Origin of the sequence: Pseudomonas sp. TCU-HL1 (assembly GCF_001708505.1) — a bacterium.
GTDB lineage: Bacteria > Pseudomonadota > Gammaproteobacteria > Pseudomonadales > Pseudomonadaceae > Metapseudomonas.
Map to the genome: position 1 here is coordinate 2,416,749 of NZ_CP015992.1, position 16,364 is coordinate 2,433,112.

Genomic DNA, 16,364 nt, shown 5'->3' on the forward strand with positions numbered 1-16,364 from the left:
ATAGGCCTCAGGGCATACGAGGAACTTCATGAAATCCCACGTAGATGGCGCCCCTGAGGGCACTGCTTCCACGCAACACAAGGCGCAGCCTGCACATTGGAGCGGCGTCTTTGCGATGTCGCTGTGCGTCTTCGCGCTGATCGCCTCGGAATTCATGCCGGTCAGCCTGCTGACGCCGATGGCCGCCGACCTCGATGTCACCGAAGGGATGGCGGGGCAAGGGATCGCGATTTCCGGGGCATTCGCGGTACTGACCAGCCTGTCGATCGCCGGACTTGCTGGAAGCATGAACCGCAAGACGCTGTTACTGACGCTGACCGGGCTGATGGCTGTCTCCGGCGCTGTTGTCGCGCTGGCGCCGAACTACCTGATCTACATGGTCGGCCGTGCGCTCATCGGCGTGGTGATCGGCGGTTTCTGGTCCATGTCAGCAGCGATGGCCATGCGGTTGGTACCTGTCCACCAGGTGCCGCGCGCCCTGGCGATCTTCAACGGCGGCAACGCGCTGGCCACCGTGGTGGCGGCGCCACTGGGCAGCTATCTGGGGTCGGTCATTGGCTGGCGCGGCGCATTCCTCTGCCTGGTACCGGTGGCGGCGATCGCCCTAGCCTGGCAGTGGGCCAGCCTTCCGTCCATGACGGCCCATGATCGCTCGCCGGGATCCGGCAACGTGTTCAAGCTGTTCAAGAACCGATCCGTCGCGCTGGGCATGGCCGCCTGCGGGGCCTTTTTCATGGGACAGTTTGCCCTGTTCACCTACGTGCGACCGTTCCTCGAAACGGTGACGCAGGTGGGCGTTTCCACGCTCTCACTCATCCTGTTCGTCATCGGTGTGGCCGGCTTCATCGGCACCACGCTGATCGGCTCATTCCTGAGGCGGGGTTTTTACCAGACCCTGATCATCCTTCCCGCGCTGATGGCGGTGATCGCCTTGATGCTGATTCCCTTTGGTGCCTGGGCCGCGGCCGTCGCAGCCCTGCTGGGCCTGTGGGGGCTGATGGCCACCGCAGCTCCGGTGGGCTGGTGGAGCTGGATCGCCCAAGCGATGCCCAGGAACGCCGAGGCCGGCGGCGGGCTGATGGTGGCGGTGATCCAGCTGTCCATCGCCCTGGGCTCCACCCTTGGCGGCCTGCTGTTCGATGGCAGCGGCTACCGGGGCACCTTCGTCGCGAGCGCGGCCGTGCTGCTGCTCGCAGCGTTGCTGACCTTTCTGACCTCACGCTCGCAAGCGTCACAGGCCGCCTGAGCGATACGCAGAACAAGGAGAAACGCCATGTTCATGAGCAGCCTCGGCGCCCGTCGTGGCGATCAATGTCCCTTCGCGATGGAAATCGGCCATTGCCGAGCCCGGAAACTGCGGACGCTATGTGGACTAGGCTTGGTGCTCGGCCAGCTGATGCTCGGCGTCTGCGAAGCCGGCCAGCCTTCGTCGCCTGCTGTCGCTGCCAAGGATGCCGGTGCGGCATCCGTGAAACCGGAGGAATCACGCATGTGGATGACCGTCGGTGAACGTCGCTTCACCATCATCTTGGCTGATACCGCAGCCGCCCGTACATTCGCTGAACGACTGCCGCTGACGCTGGACATGAGCGAGCTCAACGGCAATGAAAAGTACGCCGATCTGTCGAAGTCGCTGCCCACGAATGCGAGCCGACCGGGGACGATCCACAACGGTGACGTCATGCTTTACGGCTCGGACACCCTGGTGGTTTTCTACGAAACGTTCCGTTCGCCTTACTCATACACCCGCCTGGGGCGTGTCGACGATCCGAGCGACCTGGCCCACATGCTTGGCCGACGCGATGTTCGCGTCGTGTTTACCAACGACTAGTTTTTCTGTTGATGCAAAAGCGCCGAAGCCGCCAGTACCCACGGCTCTGGCTACCGCAATCTTGCGCTTCGATCCGCTTATGGCCGATCTCTGCCGGTCGTGACCGGCAGAAGTCGACCAGCAGCAGTCAGTTGCACAGAGCGACTTTCGCCCCGAATCCGACACTCGGAACCGTCAGCAACACCTGTGGCGATTCTATTCCCCATGCCAAGTGACATAATCGCGAGTGGCTCATAACAGGGTCGAATAAATGACCGTCGATAGCTTCGACCAACTCGCGATCTTCGCGACCGTGGCGCAGGAGCGCAGCTTCACCCGCGCCGCAGCCAAACTCGGTATGTCACAGCCCGCCTTGAGTCGGGCCATGCGTCAGTTGGAGGAACGACTGGGCGTCCGATTGCTCGCGCGCACCACTCGAAGCGTTTCGCCCACCGAGGCCGGTGAACATCTGCTGCGGGTGATCGCCCCGAGGTTCGAAGAAATCAACAGCGAGCTGGGTCTGCTTAACAAGTACCGCGACAAGCCGGCCGGCAATCTGCGCATCACGGCCGGCGAGCATTCCGCGATCACCATCCTGCAACCCGTGCTCGCAAAGCTGCTGCCCGACAATCCCGATCTCAACATCGAGATCATCGTGGACTACGGTCTGACCGATATCGTGGCGGAAGGCTACGACGCCGGTGTCCGGCTGGGTGAGCAAGTTGCCAAGGACATGATCGCGGTGCGCATCGGCCCCGACATGCAGATGGCTGTTGTCGGCTCGCCGGAGTACTTCGTCCGGAATCCGAAACCCAAGATCCCGCGCGATCTCATGCAGCACAACTGCATCAACATCCGAATGCCGACTTACGGCGGAATCTTCCCTTGGGAGTTCGAGAAGAAGGGGCAGGAGCTGAAAGTCCGCGTCGAGGGGCAACTGGTTTTCAATAACATTGCCATGCGAATGGAAGCAGCGCTCAAGGGGCTAGGGCTGGCCTACATGCCTGAAGACCTGGTGCAGAAGCATGTCGACGAGGGGCGGTTGATTCGCGTGCTCGCGGATTGGTGCGAGCTGTTCTCGGGGTACCACCTCTACTATCCAAGCAGACGCCAAACTTCACCCGCCTTCACGTTGTTCCGTGATGCGCTGCGCTACTCCGGCTGACTTTCCTCTCGCTCGCCGGACTATGGAGCCCGGACTCATGAACGCCCGGCAGCTCCGGCCAAATGCGTATCCAACGCCTCGCGGGCACGCTTGGTTGCATCGGCGTCGCCGTTGTCGGCCAGCACCTGGATCACTTGACGCAACTGTGACGCGGTAAGCCCTACCCGCATGCTGGCGGCCATGTGCGAGCGCAGTTGCGGCTCTACGCCGGGTGTGGCCGCCAGCGCGCCGACCGTGGCCAGTTCACGGCTCTGCCAGTCCAGGTTATCGCGCTCGAAGATGTCGCCGAACAGATGCGCCTGCAGGTACTGATTGATGACGGGCGCAAAGTCGAACAGCGGCCCCTGGACGGGCGCACCCGCAATGCGGGTCTGGTTGGCCTTGCCCACCGCCAGCAGTTCATCACCAGTGGGAACGTCGCGAGTGGGCTCGCGCCCCGGGGCGTCCTGAATGCCGCGCTGTTTTCGCTGCTCCACCACCTTCATCAACTCGGTGAGCGCATTCAGGCTGCGTGGGAATCCGGTGTAGGCGTAGAGCTGCACCAGGATTTCCTTCGCCTCGCTGATGGTCAGACCGGCATCCAGACCTTGGTTCAGCGCAGCGTTGAGCTTGGGCATGTTACTCGTGGCCATGGTGGCTGCGATCAACGGAATGGCCCGCTGCTTGGCGGACAGGGTTTCGGCGGTGGGCTGTGCATTGGACATGGCTTGCGACTTCAAGGAGTCCTGGGCAGCGTGATTCGGCGTAATCGCCAGCCCCAAGCTCAGCACGAATGCCGCTGCCAGCGCTCCCGGCTTGAAGTGGCTAGCGGGCGTTGTATTGGTCATCGGTGACTTTCTCCAGCCAGTCCACACTCTTGCCATCCACCGCGCCAGTAACGGCCAGGTGGGTCATTGTGGTCGTCGGCGCGGCGCCGTGCCAGTGCTTGACACCAGGAGGGCACACGACCACGTCGCCTGGACGAATTTGCTGCACGGGTTTGCCCCATTCCTGGATCAGGCCCACGCCGGATACGACGACGAGTCGTTGTCCGGCGGGATGGGTGTGCCAGGCCGAGCGCGCGCCAGGCTCGAAGGTCACGTAGGCGCCGGAGGCATTGATCTCGCCGCTGGCGGGAAACAAGGGATCAACGCGCACCCGCCCGGTGAAATAATTCGCCGGGCCTGCGACCGACGCCTGGGTGCCGGCGCGGCTGATCTGCTGGGCGGCCGAGGACTCCTTGGCCTCGTCGGCCGCGTTGGCGAAGGGAATCGCGGCGCATACCGCGACCCCAAGCAGCGTCTTGTTCATGATGCATGCCTCTGTTCAGAGCGTTCTGGCGTAGAACGTGGTCAGCTTGCCCATGGCGGCGTCCACATATTCAGGAACCCAATAGGTCTCGATATGGGTGGCGCCGTCGAGCAGGAACAGCTCCTTGTCCTGCGTGCCACTGGCCTTGGGGAATGCCTCTTTGCTCATGTACAGGCTGTCGGCCTTGCTGCCCGCGATCATCAGCAATGGTTTGTCGATCAATTCGATCTGGTTGGTAGCGTCGAAGCGCATCAGGTCCAGCAAGCTGCTCATGGTGTACTTGAAGGTCGAGTTGGGGTGCGCGTACGTCTTCCAGTAATACTCGTAGCCCTGCCGGTACAGAGCGAATGGCAACTTGGCGATCTGCTCATCGGTGAGGTTGGCATCCCCCGCATAGAGAACTTCCCCGCCGGCCGATTCCTGGGCGCGGGCCGCCGAGGCCTGTTGCAGTCGCTGCAGGATGGTCTCCAGTTGCGAATCCACATAGCCATTTCGACGAACTCGTCCGGAATTGAACATGCTCAAGGTCGCAAGGGCTTTGAAGCGCTTGTCGGTCTGCGCTGCGGCCAGTGAGTACCCACCGCCGCCGCAGATCCCGAGCAACCCCAGGCGTTGCTGATCGACGCCGGCATACTGGCTGATGAAGTCCGCCATGCCGTGGATGTCTTCGATGCGGTTCGCGGGTTTGTCCACATTGCGCGGTTGGCCTTCGCTCGCACCTTGATAGGCCGCATCAGCGGCAACCGTGATGTAGCCTTGCTCGGCCAATCGCTGGGCATACAAGCCTGCAACCTGCTCCTTCACCCCACCATTAGGATGCGCCACGACAACTGCCGGGTATTTCTTCGCAGGATCGTAGTTCGCCGGGGTATAGACGTTGGCGGCAATGTTCAGGCCGTTGAGCCTGTACGTGACCGGATGGATGTTGACCTTGCCCGGTTCGTTCTTCGCAATGGCGCCGTCGTAGACCAGGGTGAACGGGTTCTGCTTGTAGTCCGCCGCCTCGGCGCCAAGTGCCGACATCCCAACCATCGCGGCCATGAAGGTGGCCTTTATCGTTCGCTTCATCTGAATACTCCTGCCAATTTCTGCTGAGAGGCACGGCGGCTATCGCCGTGCCACGCGGTCAATCAAGTTCTTTCTCGGCGAGAAACTTCGAAACCAGGCCTGCGATTTCGAGGTTGTTGATGTCCGAGAACGGGAAGTGGGAGTTGCCCTTGATCCCGATCTCCGGCAAGTGGATGAGCCTCACGTCGCCGCCATGCCGATTCACCGTGTCACGCCACAGGCGTGCCATCTCAAGCCGGGCGCGCCAGCTGTCCTGTGCAGGCAACGGGACCGGCTTGGCGGGGATGTTGTCGCCATAGAAGATGACGATGGGAATCCAGGTCAGTGCTTCGAACTGCGCCTTCGGTACGACATGCGCCGAGAGCGTGTCGAACGCGCTGCGGATCGGCGCGGGAGCTTCACCTTCCGGAAACACGAAGCTGCTGCCCGGCTCAAATGCCACGATGGCCCGCACATTGCGACTCTTGATCGCAGTCAGCCAACCGGGCCCACCCGCCTGGGAATGGGTGAACAGAATGGCAGGGCCGGTCTTTTCCAGCAGGGCAGAGACACCGTCGGAAACGACCTCGATGTCGTAGGGACCGGTATTGGGGGTCATCGAACGAAAGAATTGCTCCAGCGCATCCTCTCCGCGCGGAAACTGGCTGCCCCCGAAGGTGTTGGGCCACAAGCCGATGCGGAACTGGTTGAACCACAGCTGTTCGTCCGCTACCGGCTTGATGGTCGTTTCCACCAGGCTGCGTCCCGCATCTCCACGGCGCGGCTGGTCGATCAGATAGGTGGCGAAGCCGCGGCGCAGGAAAATGTTCTGGAACCCTTCGCGTCCGTCGACCGTCGTCTCCCAGGACTTCGCGGACTGTCCTGCGCCATGCCACATGACGATTGGAAGCGGGTGGGCGTCCACCGGGATCTGATAGAACGCATAGACGTGATCGCCGTGGTAAGTCTGACCATCGGGCTTCATCGGGTTGTACGGATCAAAGGAGCCTGGTGCCGTGATGACTTTGCCGCCGGCAATCAGGCTTCCCTGGTCCTTGATGACCAACGGGCTGCGTTCACGCGCACTGACGACCGCGCTGGAGAACAACGCAAGACAAAGGGTTCCCGCCCCAATCGCGGGCGCGCATTTGCGGATGATGTGTGGGGTCATGGGTTGCTCTCGGCTTGAGTTCACAGAGAAGCAAGTTAACGCCAGACTATTGATCGATAAATATCAATAGTCGAATAGCACTGATACCACATATGCATAAATTGGCACTCTGTTCATCACGCCGGGCAAGTGGCGAAGGCAGTGAAGCATCAGAATGGGACCACCTCCTTTGGGCGCGCTTGTCCGGCGGGGTGTTGCGCCAGGCCGGGAAGGCCGCCTTGGCGGCGTCGATGGCCTGCTGCACGGTGGCGCGGCTGGCCAGTTCCACGCCGCCGATTTCGGCTGCGCCCCTGGTTAAGGCCAGGCCCGGTTGCAGGGTATGCGGCAGGTGGTCGACGTCCATCAGTTGGCCGAACATCTTGCGGTTGCTGCCGATGCCGCCGAGCGCGGTGCCGGCAACGTTCACGCCGTCGCCAGTAGGCACGGGCCATCTTGATGGCGGTGTCGGCGCACTCGGAGCCGGAGCCGGTGAAGAACACATGGTTCAGTTCACCGGGGGTCAGGTTGGCGATCTTCTCGGCCACGGCTTCCTGGGCTCGGGTGGTAGCCAGATCGATGGAGTCGGTTCGGTGGGAGGCGTGACGACGGGGTCGCCGCACCTCACATGCGCTTATTTCAATCAGGCCGGTTCAGCGACTGCTTCGGGGCGGCGGGACAGCAGGCTGACCACCACGAAGCTCACCGCACCTACAGCCAGGCTGTAGTAGATCGGCGTGTTGGCATCGAGGCCGTCGGTGATCATGAACACCAGGGCGGTGATGCAGCCCAGGCTCATGCTGGCAATGGCGCCGGCGGTGCTGGCGCGCTTCCAGTAGATGGCACCGATCAAAGGAATCAACATGCCACCCACCAGCAGGTTGTAGGCCAGGGTCAGGGCGCCGAGCACGTCGTTTACGACCAGGGAGATAGCGATGACCAGGATTCCAGTAATAGCGGTGAACAGACGGTTGATGGGCAGACTGGATTCCTTGCCACCACGCAGTCTCGGCAGCAGGTCTTCGGTGATTGTGGTGGAAGCAGCGAGCAGAGCAGCGCTGGCGGTGGACATCATCGCGGCCAGGGCGGCGGCAATTACCAGACCACGGATTCCATCTGGCAAGGCCGCCTTGACGGTGGCGGCGAAGGCGTAGTTGACGTTCTCCAGGTCAGGCAACAACACCTTGGCGCACATGCCAATCACGGCACAGACCACGCCGTAGATCACGCAGTAGATCCCCGCGACGGATCCTGCGTACTTGGCAACGCCCTCGCTGCGCGCGGTGAACACGCGCTGCCAGATGTCCTGGCCGATGAGGATGCCAAAGAAGTAGATCAGGAAGTAGGTGACGATGGTGTCGTAGCCGATGGTGGTGAAGCTGAACGCGGTATCCGGCAGCTTGGTCGCGAGTTCATCCCAACCACCCACGCGGTAAAGGCAGATCGGCAGCAGCAGGAACATCAGACCGACGGTCTTGATGATGAACTGCACGATGTCGGTCAGGGTCAGCGACCACATGCCTCCGATGGTGGAATAGATCACTACAACTCCGCCGCCGAGCAGGACGGAGATCCAGAACGGCAGGCCAAACAGCACCTCCATCACGGTGCCAATGGCCAGGGTGGAGACCACGCTGATCATCAGCGCGTAGGCGAACATGATCACTGCGCTGGCCTGGCGGGCCATTGGGTTGTAGCGACGTTCCAGGATCTGGGTGACGGTGTAGATGCGCAGCTTCAGCAGCGGCTTGGCCAGGAACCAGTTGAGGGCAATGATGCCGAGACCCAGGGCGGTGCAGAGCCAGAAACCGGAAATACCATAGACGTAGCCCAAGCGGACGGTACCGACGGTGGAGGCGCCACCAAGCACAGTAGCGGCCATCGTCCCCATGTAGAACGACGGGCCCAGATTGCGGCCTGCCACCAGGTAGTCCTCGTTGCTCTTTGCCCGTCGCATGCCGTACCAGCCGAGCAGCAGCATACCGATGGAGTAGATAAGAACGACGGCTATATCCAATACCATGATTTGTTCCTCGCACTTAGATTGTATTTATTGTCGCCCGACGCTGCGGGCGGTGAAGCACCGAGCCCGCTTGTGCGGACCCTGGCGGCTCAGATCAGGGGAGAACTGCGTGCATGAGATGACTCCTTGCGGCCCCGTCCGGCGGGGCCGCACCTTTGGGAGTTGAAAACGGTACGCGGCGACATCAGCAGTACACGACAAGGGACGAACATCAGCTCCTGCTTGAAGAGCAAACCGTCGCTAGTCCCATGTACGTTTTGGGGCACTTGTTGAAAACTCCACGGGCCAGCACAGGATGTTGCGAAGCCCTTCGGGGATAAATCCCGCGATGCACAAGCTGACTTTCACCAGCGTGAAAGTCTGTCGGCGAAGGGCCTTTGGTCTTCCACTGAAGGCCACACCCAGGGATGTACTGTTGTCGTGCGTCACCAGAGAGGTGACAGGGACCAGGATCCAGCACGGTTACGGGCTGAGCTCGGATAGCGAAGAGCGAGCGCTACAACCTCAAGTGGCAAGTGCGGCCCAAGTCGATTGAGGTTCAGACAAGCAACGGGCAGCCAATCGCTGACGGAGCCGCTTGCGGCTGCAGATGGGCACATGGAGGTAGGCCCCCATGCTGATGCGTGACAGTGCCCGGATCAGGATCTGTGTCGTGCCCACACAGCGTCCAGGCTCGGGAAACGGAGCTTCTACCCCCTGGGCTGAAGGCAGAGTCGGATGCTCATCGATACGTCAGCAACTGAACAAGCACTTCAAGAACTTCGTCAGTGCGGGATTTGCCTCTTGCCCTTGGCGTGTCGCGCAATGAAATTCGGAGCGATAGGACAACCGCTCCGGTTGCAGCGCGCGCAGTTTGCCGGCGGCGACCCAGGCTGCGGCGTAGTGCGAGGGCAGGTAACCGATGTAGGTGCCAGACAAGAGCAATGTTGCGATCGCCTCCATGGAGAAGGCTTTTACCGATCTGTTGAACCGCAGGTCGTGAGGGCGTCGGTTCTCTGCCATATAGCCACGGTCCACGTAGTCCGCCGCACAAATTTCTTCGACGCCGAGCGTCGCATCTTCCCGGCTGAAGAGTGGGTGGTCCGAACTGCAGTACAGGTTCTGTTCTTCCTCGAACATCGGCTGGTAATACAGGCCGGAGAGTCGATGATGAAAGGCCCCAATGGCCAACTGCAGGCGTCCCTCCAGGACGGCCTGTTCCAACTCGTCAGGGCGCATGATGTGCAACTCGAGGCGCGTATTGGGGCAATCCTTCCTGTACAGGGCTATCGCCCTTGAAAGCGGAGCTTCCTGGCAGGTGATGAGGCTGTCGACCGTGCCTATCTGCAGGAAGTCAGGCAGCCCCCCGTGCAACGCTGTGGTTCGCTGGCGGAAACGATTGATGTCGGTGAACAGTTCCTGGGCGGCCGCGTACGTGGCCTGACCTTCTTCCGTGAGCTGGAATCCGGCCTTGCCGCGGGTGCAGAGGGAGTACCCGAGGCGAATTTCCAAGTCGCGAACTAGAACGCTCAGGCGTGGCAGGCTGGTGTTTAAGCGAACTTGGGCGGCGGTGAAACCGCCCGCTTCGACGATGGAGCAGAAAATCCGCAACATCCGCAGATCAACGTCAGTCAGCGTGCTCAGCATGGTTTCTGCTCATCGTTGTGGATTGGCCTACGAGAGGTCGCGCATGGTGACTGGTTCAGCCGACCATCGCACCGCCGCCATTCACGCCGAGGATCTGACCTGTCATGAAGCTAGCCTGGTCAGAGGCCAGGAAGGCCACGACGTTGGCAATCTCTTCGGCAGATCCCAATCGTTGCAAAGGATAGCGCGCGGCTTCTTCGCGAATGTAGTCCTCGCCCATTCGCTCGACCATGGGGGTCAGCGTGCCACCAGGGGCGACGGAGTTTACCCGCACCTGCCAAGGCGCCAACTCCCTTGCCAGCGACTTGCTGAAGGCAATAATGCCCCCCTTCGCTGCCGAGTAGTGGCAAAGGTTGACGCAGCCAAGCTGGCCGAGATCCGAAGCGATATTGATGATCGCGCCGCTGCCCTGTCGTTTCATTAAGGCTGCAGCCCCCTTGGAGAACAGGAAAGCGCCATGAAGATGGACGCGAATCATTCGGTCCCACTGTTCCAGGCTCAGCTCAGTGATCGGCGCTTCGAAGAGAATGCCGGCGTTATTGACCAATACATCCAGGCGGTCTAGGCCTTCGAAAGCGTGGGCGGCAGTGCTTGGGTCGGATACGTCTCCCAAAGCTACGCGTGCCTGGACTCCACAATCACGCAGCTCCTCGGTGACTGCCTGAAGGTCTGTGCTATCTGTCAGGTCATTCAGAATCGCGATGTCGCCGGCTTCACCCAAGCGGAGTGCGACAGCCCTGCCGATGCCATTTGCAGCACCGGTTACGAGATAGGTTTTCATGAGTGATTCCCCAGTCAGTAAGGATGTTCGACAAGCCAGTCGGCGTAGCTGGCGAGACCTTCGCTAAGGCTGAATCGAGGCTGATAGCCAAGCTGTTCAATCGCCGCCGTGATATCGAAACGTGCGTTGGCATCGAGAACGGGGATGGTGCCTGGGCCGATTTCCAGCCGGGCCTGGGGGAACAGGCTGAGCACGTGCTGAGCAACATCACGGTAGCTTTCCTGCTCGTCAGCCGTCACGTTGAACACGCGTTGCTTCAGGCGCTCGACCGGTACCTGAGCGGCGAGGATGCAGGCTTGCGCGACATCGCTGACATGTACGTACTGCAGCAGGTAGTCACCACCCTCTGCTTCGTAGAGGGCAACACCATCAATGGCGTGGCGCAGCAGAGACTTCAGGTAGCACTGCATGAACTGACCGGGACCATAGATCCAACCGGGACGCAGCGAGATCACATCAATCTCGTACAAGTCGCCGTACACCTTGCCGAGCTTCTCTGTGAAGACCTTGGTGCATCCATAGGGCGTCGTCGGCTCCAGGGCGGCGGACTCATCAATCACGCCGAGGCCCTGATTGTGCCCATATGCACATTCCGAGCTGAGGTTGACGATCCGGCCGATCCCGCTCAGGCGCGCGCACTCGAAGACATGGGTGGTTCCCAGTGCGTTGGTGAGCACTGTCTGCAGTGGAATCCGACGGGAGTCGACGGGGTGAGAAATCGCCGCGGTATGGATGATCGCAGTTGGTTTGAACTCCTGGCACGCCTGGAGCAGCGTTGCCAAATCAGCGAGGTCCCCCTGCACATAGCTGTAGCCTTTGTCGGCTATCGCGCTGGTGAGGCTTCGATCGAATCCAAGTACGGCATGACCTGCTGCCAGCAACTGGCGGACCACTTCCTGGCCCAAGAAACCATTGGAGCCGGTTACCAGATAGTTCATCTACAGAATCCTCAGTAAGGGTGCATGGGCAGCTCGATGTTCCCGGCACGCCAGTGGGCGTGGACGGTGTCCGGGGTGCAGAACCACAGGTCTTCGTGGGAGCGCATCAGCTGGATCAGGCGCTCCAGCATCATCAGTCGCGAGGGTCTGCCGATCACCTCAGGGTGCATGGTGAGCATGAAGTGACTGCCGAACTCGCGCATTCCGGCGAGCTCGGCCGCCCACAAGCGGTAGACCTTGTCGGGCTCTTCGATCACGCCACCGACGGCGGGCTCGGCGGAATAGGCGAATTGCTCAAAATCATCGAGCAGCCAGCTGACGGGCAACTCGAGCAGACTGTGCTCAGGTCCACCTACGAGGTAAGGACGGTCATCTCCCATGAGGCTGCTGTCGGTATGGAAGCCCAGCTCGATCAGTGACTGGACCACATCCGGAGTGATTTCCCAGAGCGGCGCCCGGTAGTGGCAGACCTCTCGGTCAATGGTCTGCTCCAGAATGGCCTTGCTGTCCGTCAGGATCTGCAGGTTCTGAGCCGAGTCCATTTCATCCACGCGCTCGTGGTAGAAACCGTGGCAGCCGATTCCGTGCCCGGCCTTGGCGATGCTGCGCACGACCTCCGGATCGATTTGCGCGATACGGCCAGGGATATAGAACTGCGCCCGTATTTCGTACCGTTCGAGCAGGTCAAGCAGGCGCGGTACGGCGACTCGCCGACCGTATGCGCCCATGGACAGCAACGAAAGACGGCGGCCATTCATGCTGGACGATTCCCAGGCAGATTCCGCATCGAGGTCGAAGGAGAGAGTGGCGGCGAAGCGTTTGTTGTTTGGCCAGATGACCATTGGAGAACGTCCTCTTTGTGGCTGCTCTCGCGCCTGGCCGGGCGGTATTCGCCAGTCCTGCCAGGCGTGGTGCTGATAGACAGGTCGAGCGGTCACCGCTTGGCGATGGACTCGGCGAGGATGCACATCAGCTCGAACATCATCGTTGCCCCCACCAAAGCGGTGGAGCCGCCTTGGTCAAACGGTGGGGACACTTCCACGACGTCGGCGCCGACCAGATTCAGGCCACGAAGGCCTCGAATCATTTGCTGAGCCTCGAGTGTTGTCATGCCGCCAATCTCAGGGGTGCCAGTGCCTGGCGCGAATGCCGGATCCAGCACATCGACGTCGAACGTGATGTAGGTCGGGCCATCCCCCACGACCCGACGCGCCTCGGCAAGGGTCGCCTCAACGCCAATATCGGCGAACTCTTCCATGTGGATGACGCGAATCCCGCACTCCTCGGCGAAGGCTTCATCGTCAGCCGAGTAGATGGAACCACGAATACCGATCTGCACCGTCCGCTTCGGGTCCAGCAGGCCTTCCTCGATTGCGCGGCGGAAAGGCGTCCCATGGGTATAGGGGTTGTCGCCAAAGTAGCGATCGTTGGTATCGGAGTGCGCGTCGAAATGCACCATTCCAATAGGGCGGTCGCGCGCCAGGGCGCGGAAGATCGGCAGCGTGACCAAATGGTCTCCCCCGACTGACAGGGGAACCGTGCCCACTTCGTGGATCTGCCGGAAGAAGCCTTCGATGCGCTTCAGGGAGTCGAGCAGATCGATCGGGTTGACCGGGGCGTCGCCCAGGTCGCCGATTCGCACCAGGTCATAAGGTGCGATGCGGCTGACGTGGTGAACCTTGCGCATCAGGCTCGACATGTTTCGTACTTCGCGCGGCCCGTGGCGAGCCCCCGCACGATTGGTCGTGCCGCCGTCCCACGGGACACCGACCAGGGCGAGTTGAACCTGGCTCGGGTCTTCGAAGATGGGGAGACGCATGAAGCTCGGGATGCCGGCGAAGCGAGGAATCAGAGCGGCGTCCAGCGGCTGGGGAAAGTCATTGTGCATACGATTACTCCATGCGTGCTCGTCAGACAGCAGCGCGCATTCGGGTATTGAAAGTCCGATAGCGGTACCCGGAGCTCTCAGCGGCACAAGACGGGGCGAATATGGCAGCCCTACCGAGTAAGGCTCGTTCGCTGATCCCATGTGCATTTATGGCACTTATTGAGAGCACCACGGGCCAGGACAGGATGGTGCGAGGCTCGGGGGGAATAAATCCCGCGATACGCAACCTGACTTTCACCAAAGCGAAAGTGCGTTGATGGTGCGGTCTTTCACTTTCGCTTCCGTAGAAGCTGACTTAAGGAGGTCAGGATTTTTGGTTGAGTGGCTGGGCCGTACCTTTCATCGAGGCGCCTCCCGACTAAAAACAACAGCGAGACCGCACGACATGAAACTCCACGACCTCATCGGTTATGACCGGCACGGTACGATCAGGGAGCTCGACACGGGCTTGAACAAAGGCAAGCTCGGCACCAAGGACGTTGTTTTTTCCGCACTTGGCTTCAATGCCCCCGCATGGGTGGCCGCTTCGTCCATGTCCATCCTGTATTCCATTTCTGGCCAACAGGCGCCGCTGGCGATTCTGATCGCGTTCTTCTTTCCGATGCTGGTTCTGGCCGTGTGCATGGTCTCGCTCACCCGGCATGCTCCGTCGGCCGGCGGTATCTTCACCTTCTGCTCCCGTTTTCTGCACCCGAACTGCGGTGTCATCCTGGGCTGGACCTACGCCATCGCGTGCATGGCGGTCACGCCGATGTGCGCGGTGATCGGTACGCAGTACATCCAGGCGCTGTTCCCGGCGCTTCAAGGCGAACTGCAGGCGAAGGTCATTAGCACCGCGATGATTCTGGTTTTCCTCGTCGTTTCATCGCGTGGGGTTGGAGTAACGGCGCGGGTTGCCGCCACGTTCCTGATCTTCGAGATCGCCGTCGTTGCCGGCTTGGGTTTACTGGGGATCGCCAACCCCCAAACCACAGGGCTTTCGGTTGCGACCATGTATTCCCTTGAGAGCGCCGGCGGGCTCGCCGCGATAGGCCCTGGCGTGCTGTTCGGCGTATGGATGCTGGCGAACTTCGACTCGGCCATCAATTACATTGAGGAAGCTCGCGTACCGGTGCGAACCGTTCAGCGTTCCCTCTTGATTGTCTTGAGCTCGGCCTTCCTCATTTACAGCCTCGCCGCTATAGGCTGGCAGTTCGCGGTACCGGTCGAGAAGCTTGCCGCGATCGTCGAAAATGGCAATGGCGGTCCCATCGCTGTAGTTGCCGAGACCTACTTGCCACCGGCGATGGCGTGGATTGCCTTGTTCGTCGTCATCACATCGGCTTGTGCCGGACTGCAGATTTCCTCCAATTCCGCTGCGCGGACGCTCTACCGTATGAGCGAAGAAGGGCATCTGCCTTTCGTCCTGCGAGTGGTCAATCGCTTCAAGGCGCCCTGGATCACTTTGGTGCTGGTGTCGGCGGTGGGGATCGTGCTGGTTTGGTGGAAGCCTATTGGCAAGATCATCTGGTACTACGACGTCATTACCATCACGCTGGTGTTGTCCTACATCTCTGCACTTGCCGCATTCATCGTAATGAGCTGGAAGAAGCAGAAACCGCTGGTTGCGGCGGGGCTTTCGGCTTTGGCGCTCATGGCCATCCTGGTACTCGCCTACATCGGTTATATGGCCGGTGCGAGTCCGGTTTCGCCAGAGGACATCTACACGGCCTGGTACCTCGGTGGATTTGCAATCATCAGCGGTGCCTTAATCGCGGTGCTGAGTCGTTTTTTCGGCACAAATAAGCTGCGGGGCAGCTCTCTGGAAGTCTCGTAATCGTCGGGGGCCGCGCCGTGCGAGAAAGGCGCACGGCTAAGCACTGGTGGCCGAGGAGCAGCGGACTCCTCCCCACCCAGAACGTCTGCTTTTGGCTGGATTTTGCCAGCCACCAACGGCAGTTGTTGGCTGACTCTGTTGAAAAAGATGATGTCGCTCCGTGTCACCTGCACGGAATCGCAAAAACGACCTATTTAGGCATTGCTACGCAATATCTGGAGCAGTTCAGCCTCCGCAACGACTCAGATTTTCAATCTCAGCCACGCACTCGCTTGAGCGAGGGCGGTGCTGTCGCTGTTGCGGCTGCGGGGTACGGCGCCTTCCAGTGAAGAAGAGCGGCAGCTGCTGCGCAGCGCGGCGCCGGTGGTTGGGCAGGTGGTGTGTTCGGCCGGGATGTCTTGACCAGGCGGGAGCGTGAGGTGGCGCGGTTGCTGCTGGAGGGGCACTCCAATTTCTCGGCGTCGCAGCGGCTGAGTATCAGCCCGGGCACGGTGAGGGTGCACCGGCGCAATCTCTACGAGAAGCTGGAGATCGGCAGCCAGGCGCAACTGTTGGCAGTGTTCGTGCGGCAGTTGACGGGGGCTTGAAAGAGGGGGCTGATCTCATGTGCGCCGCCGGAACCCCACTTCTTTACGCATTCTTGATGCCCCGCAGTCCCACTGGGTCTCGTTCCTTTACGCCCTCCGTTTCGACAATGGCTCCACAGCGGCAAAGACCGCATCCAGGAGCACAAGCAATGAGCATTCTCGACGGGGTGTCCCTGACTCTGGCCATGGGACTTTTCATCTTTCTGTTGGTGGCGCTGCTGCGCGCCGAGCGCGGCTAGGAGGCCA

At 60.9% G+C, this 16,364-nt stretch carries 16 protein-coding genes and 2 pseudogenes; 6 read left to right on the forward strand and 12 right to left on the reverse strand.

The genetic code is table 11. From position 1 onward, the window contains the following. Window positions 1-115 precede the first annotated feature (115 nt). From THL1_RS11140 to THL1_RS11150, 3 genes are all read left to right on the forward strand, one after another. Window positions 116-1,246 (forward strand): MFS transporter, encoded by a 1,131-nt coding sequence (locus THL1_RS11140; RefSeq protein WP_202969638.1) that lies wholly within the window; start codon window positions 116-118, stop codon window positions 1,244-1,246. Between the two features lie 150 nt (window positions 1,247-1,396). Next, window positions 1,397-1,831 carry a cyclophilin-like fold protein gene (locus THL1_RS11145; RefSeq protein ID WP_237234831.1) on the forward strand — a complete coding sequence of 145 codons (435 nt, stop codon included), beginning with the start codon at window positions 1,397-1,399 and terminating at the stop codon, window positions 1,829-1,831. 250 nt (window positions 1,832-2,081) lie between these two features. Next, on the forward strand, window positions 2,082-2,975 hold the full coding sequence (locus tag THL1_RS11150) for a LysR family transcriptional regulator (RefSeq protein ID WP_069083326.1): 894 nt from the start codon (window positions 2,082-2,084) through the stop codon (window positions 2,973-2,975). 35 nt (window positions 2,976-3,010) lie between these two features. On the opposite strand, the gene THL1_RS29580 is transcribed toward THL1_RS11150, so the two are convergent. The 12 genes and pseudogenes from THL1_RS29580 to speB form a co-directional block, all read right to left on the reverse strand. Then, window positions 3,011-3,802, reverse strand: coding sequence for a carboxymuconolactone decarboxylase family protein (locus THL1_RS29580; RefSeq protein WP_069083327.1), 792 nt, complete (start codon window positions 3,800-3,802; stop codon window positions 3,011-3,013). Beyond that, window positions 3,780-4,265 (reverse strand): (R)-mandelonitrile lyase, encoded by a 486-nt coding sequence (locus THL1_RS29585; protein ID WP_069083328.1) that lies wholly within the window; start codon window positions 4,263-4,265, stop codon window positions 3,780-3,782. Before THL1_RS29585 ends, THL1_RS29580 begins: the two co-directional genes overlap by 23 nt. Window positions 4,266-4,280: 15 nt before the next feature. Continuing rightward, window positions 4,281-5,333 (reverse strand): alpha/beta hydrolase, encoded by a 1,053-nt coding sequence (locus THL1_RS11165; protein ID WP_069083329.1) that lies wholly within the window; start codon window positions 5,331-5,333, stop codon window positions 4,281-4,283. A gap of 58 nt (window positions 5,334-5,391) precedes the next feature. Beyond that, entirely contained in the window at window positions 5,392-6,483 is a 1,092-nt protein-coding gene (locus THL1_RS11170; protein ID WP_069083330.1) for an alpha/beta hydrolase, read from the reverse strand. Window positions 6,484-6,652: 169 nt separating this feature from the next. Next, window positions 6,653-6,751: pseudogene (locus THL1_RS30605) on the reverse strand (aldehyde dehydrogenase family protein); the annotation flags it as partial. Continuing rightward, window positions 6,737-7,007 (reverse strand): annotated as a pseudogene (locus THL1_RS30090) (aspartate aminotransferase family protein); the annotation flags it as partial. The pseudogenes THL1_RS30605 and THL1_RS30090, both read right to left, overlap by 15 nt. A gap of 95 nt (window positions 7,008-7,102) precedes the next feature. Next, window positions 7,103-8,482: a sodium:solute symporter gene (locus THL1_RS11180; protein ID WP_069083332.1), complete on the reverse strand. Its 1,380-nt coding sequence runs from the start codon at window positions 8,480-8,482 to the stop codon at window positions 7,103-7,105. A gap of 732 nt (window positions 8,483-9,214) precedes the next feature. Continuing rightward, entirely contained in the window at window positions 9,215-10,108 is an 894-nt protein-coding gene (locus tag THL1_RS11185) for a LysR family transcriptional regulator (protein ID WP_069083333.1), read from the reverse strand. A 55-nt stretch (window positions 10,109-10,163) separates the two neighbouring features. Continuing rightward, complete coding sequence (locus tag THL1_RS11190; protein ID WP_069083334.1) at window positions 10,164-10,889, reverse strand: SDR family NAD(P)-dependent oxidoreductase; 726 nt, start codon at window positions 10,887-10,889, stop codon at window positions 10,164-10,166. Window positions 10,890-10,903: 14 nt separating this feature from the next. Continuing rightward, window positions 10,904-11,827 carry an NAD-dependent epimerase/dehydratase family protein gene (locus tag THL1_RS11195; RefSeq protein WP_069083335.1) on the reverse strand — a complete coding sequence of 308 codons (924 nt, stop codon included), beginning with the start codon at window positions 11,825-11,827 and terminating at the stop codon, window positions 10,904-10,906. Window positions 11,828-11,838: 11 nt separating this feature from the next. After that, entirely contained in the window at window positions 11,839-12,669 is an 831-nt protein-coding gene (locus THL1_RS11200; RefSeq protein ID WP_069083336.1) for a polysaccharide deacetylase family protein, read from the reverse strand. 92 nt (window positions 12,670-12,761) lie between these two features. Continuing rightward, window positions 12,762-13,715: an agmatinase gene (gene speB, locus THL1_RS11205; protein ID WP_069083337.1), complete on the reverse strand. Its 954-nt coding sequence runs from the start codon at window positions 13,713-13,715 to the stop codon at window positions 12,762-12,764. Between the two features lie 385 nt (window positions 13,716-14,100). Between speB and THL1_RS11210 the strand changes: the two genes are divergently transcribed. From THL1_RS11210 to kdpF, 3 genes are all read left to right on the forward strand, one after another. Next, window positions 14,101-15,531: an APC family permease gene (locus tag THL1_RS11210; RefSeq protein ID WP_069083338.1), complete on the forward strand. Its 1,431-nt coding sequence runs from the start codon at window positions 14,101-14,103 to the stop codon at window positions 15,529-15,531. Between the two features lie 419 nt (window positions 15,532-15,950). Beyond that, window positions 15,951-16,118: a response regulator transcription factor gene (locus tag THL1_RS28880; protein WP_237234788.1), complete on the forward strand. Its 168-nt coding sequence runs from the start codon at window positions 15,951-15,953 to the stop codon at window positions 16,116-16,118. 149 nt (window positions 16,119-16,267) lie between these two features. Then, the gene (kdpF, locus tag THL1_RS29600) at window positions 16,268-16,357 is read left to right on the forward strand and encodes a K(+)-transporting ATPase subunit F (RefSeq protein ID WP_069083339.1); all 90 of its coding nucleotides are present in this window, start codon (window positions 16,268-16,270) and stop codon (window positions 16,355-16,357) included. Window positions 16,358-16,364: the final 7 nt, after the last annotated feature.

What these genes read in the sequence shown, in the direction of transcription:
- speB (WP_069083337.1), bottom strand. Translation starts at nt 13,715, where the DNA reads ATGCACAATGACTTTCCCCAGCCGCTGGACGCCGCTCTGATTCCTCGC.
- kdpF (WP_069083339.1), top strand. Translation starts at nt 16,268, where the DNA reads ATGAGCATTCTCGACGGGGTGTCCCTGACTCTGGCCATGGGACTTTTC.
- THL1_RS11185 (WP_069083333.1), bottom strand. Translation starts at nt 10,108, where the DNA reads ATGCTGAGCACGCTGACTGACGTTGATCTGCGGATGTTGCGGATTTTC.
- THL1_RS29580 (WP_069083327.1), bottom strand. Translation starts at nt 3,802, where the DNA reads ATGACCAATACAACGCCCGCTAGCCACTTCAAGCCGGGAGCGCTGGCA.
- THL1_RS11195 (WP_069083335.1), bottom strand. Translation starts at nt 11,827, where the DNA reads ATGAACTATCTGGTAACCGGCTCCAATGGTTTCTTGGGCCAGGAAGTG.
- THL1_RS11150 (WP_069083326.1), top strand. Translation starts at nt 2,082, where the DNA reads ATGACCGTCGATAGCTTCGACCAACTCGCGATCTTCGCGACCGTGGCG.
- THL1_RS11190 (WP_069083334.1), bottom strand. Translation starts at nt 10,889, where the DNA reads ATGAAAACCTATCTCGTAACCGGTGCTGCAAATGGCATCGGCAGGGCT.
- THL1_RS11145 (WP_237234831.1), top strand. Translation starts at nt 1,397, where the DNA reads ATGCTCGGCGTCTGCGAAGCCGGCCAGCCTTCGTCGCCTGCTGTCGCT.
- THL1_RS11200 (WP_069083336.1), bottom strand. Translation starts at nt 12,669, where the DNA reads ATGGTCATCTGGCCAAACAACAAACGCTTCGCCGCCACTCTCTCCTTC.
- THL1_RS11165 (WP_069083329.1), bottom strand. Translation starts at nt 5,333, where the DNA reads ATGAAGCGAACGATAAAGGCCACCTTCATGGCCGCGATGGTTGGGATG.
- THL1_RS11140 (WP_202969638.1), top strand. Translation starts at nt 116, where the DNA reads ATGTCGCTGTGCGTCTTCGCGCTGATCGCCTCGGAATTCATGCCGGTC.
- THL1_RS11210 (WP_069083338.1), top strand. Translation starts at nt 14,101, where the DNA reads ATGAAACTCCACGACCTCATCGGTTATGACCGGCACGGTACGATCAGG.
- THL1_RS29585 (WP_069083328.1), bottom strand. Translation starts at nt 4,265, where the DNA reads ATGAACAAGACGCTGCTTGGGGTCGCGGTATGCGCCGCGATTCCCTTC.
- THL1_RS11170 (WP_069083330.1), bottom strand. Translation starts at nt 6,483, where the DNA reads ATGACCCCACACATCATCCGCAAATGCGCGCCCGCGATTGGGGCGGGA.
- THL1_RS11180 (WP_069083332.1), bottom strand. Translation starts at nt 8,482, where the DNA reads ATGGTATTGGATATAGCCGTCGTTCTTATCTACTCCATCGGTATGCTG.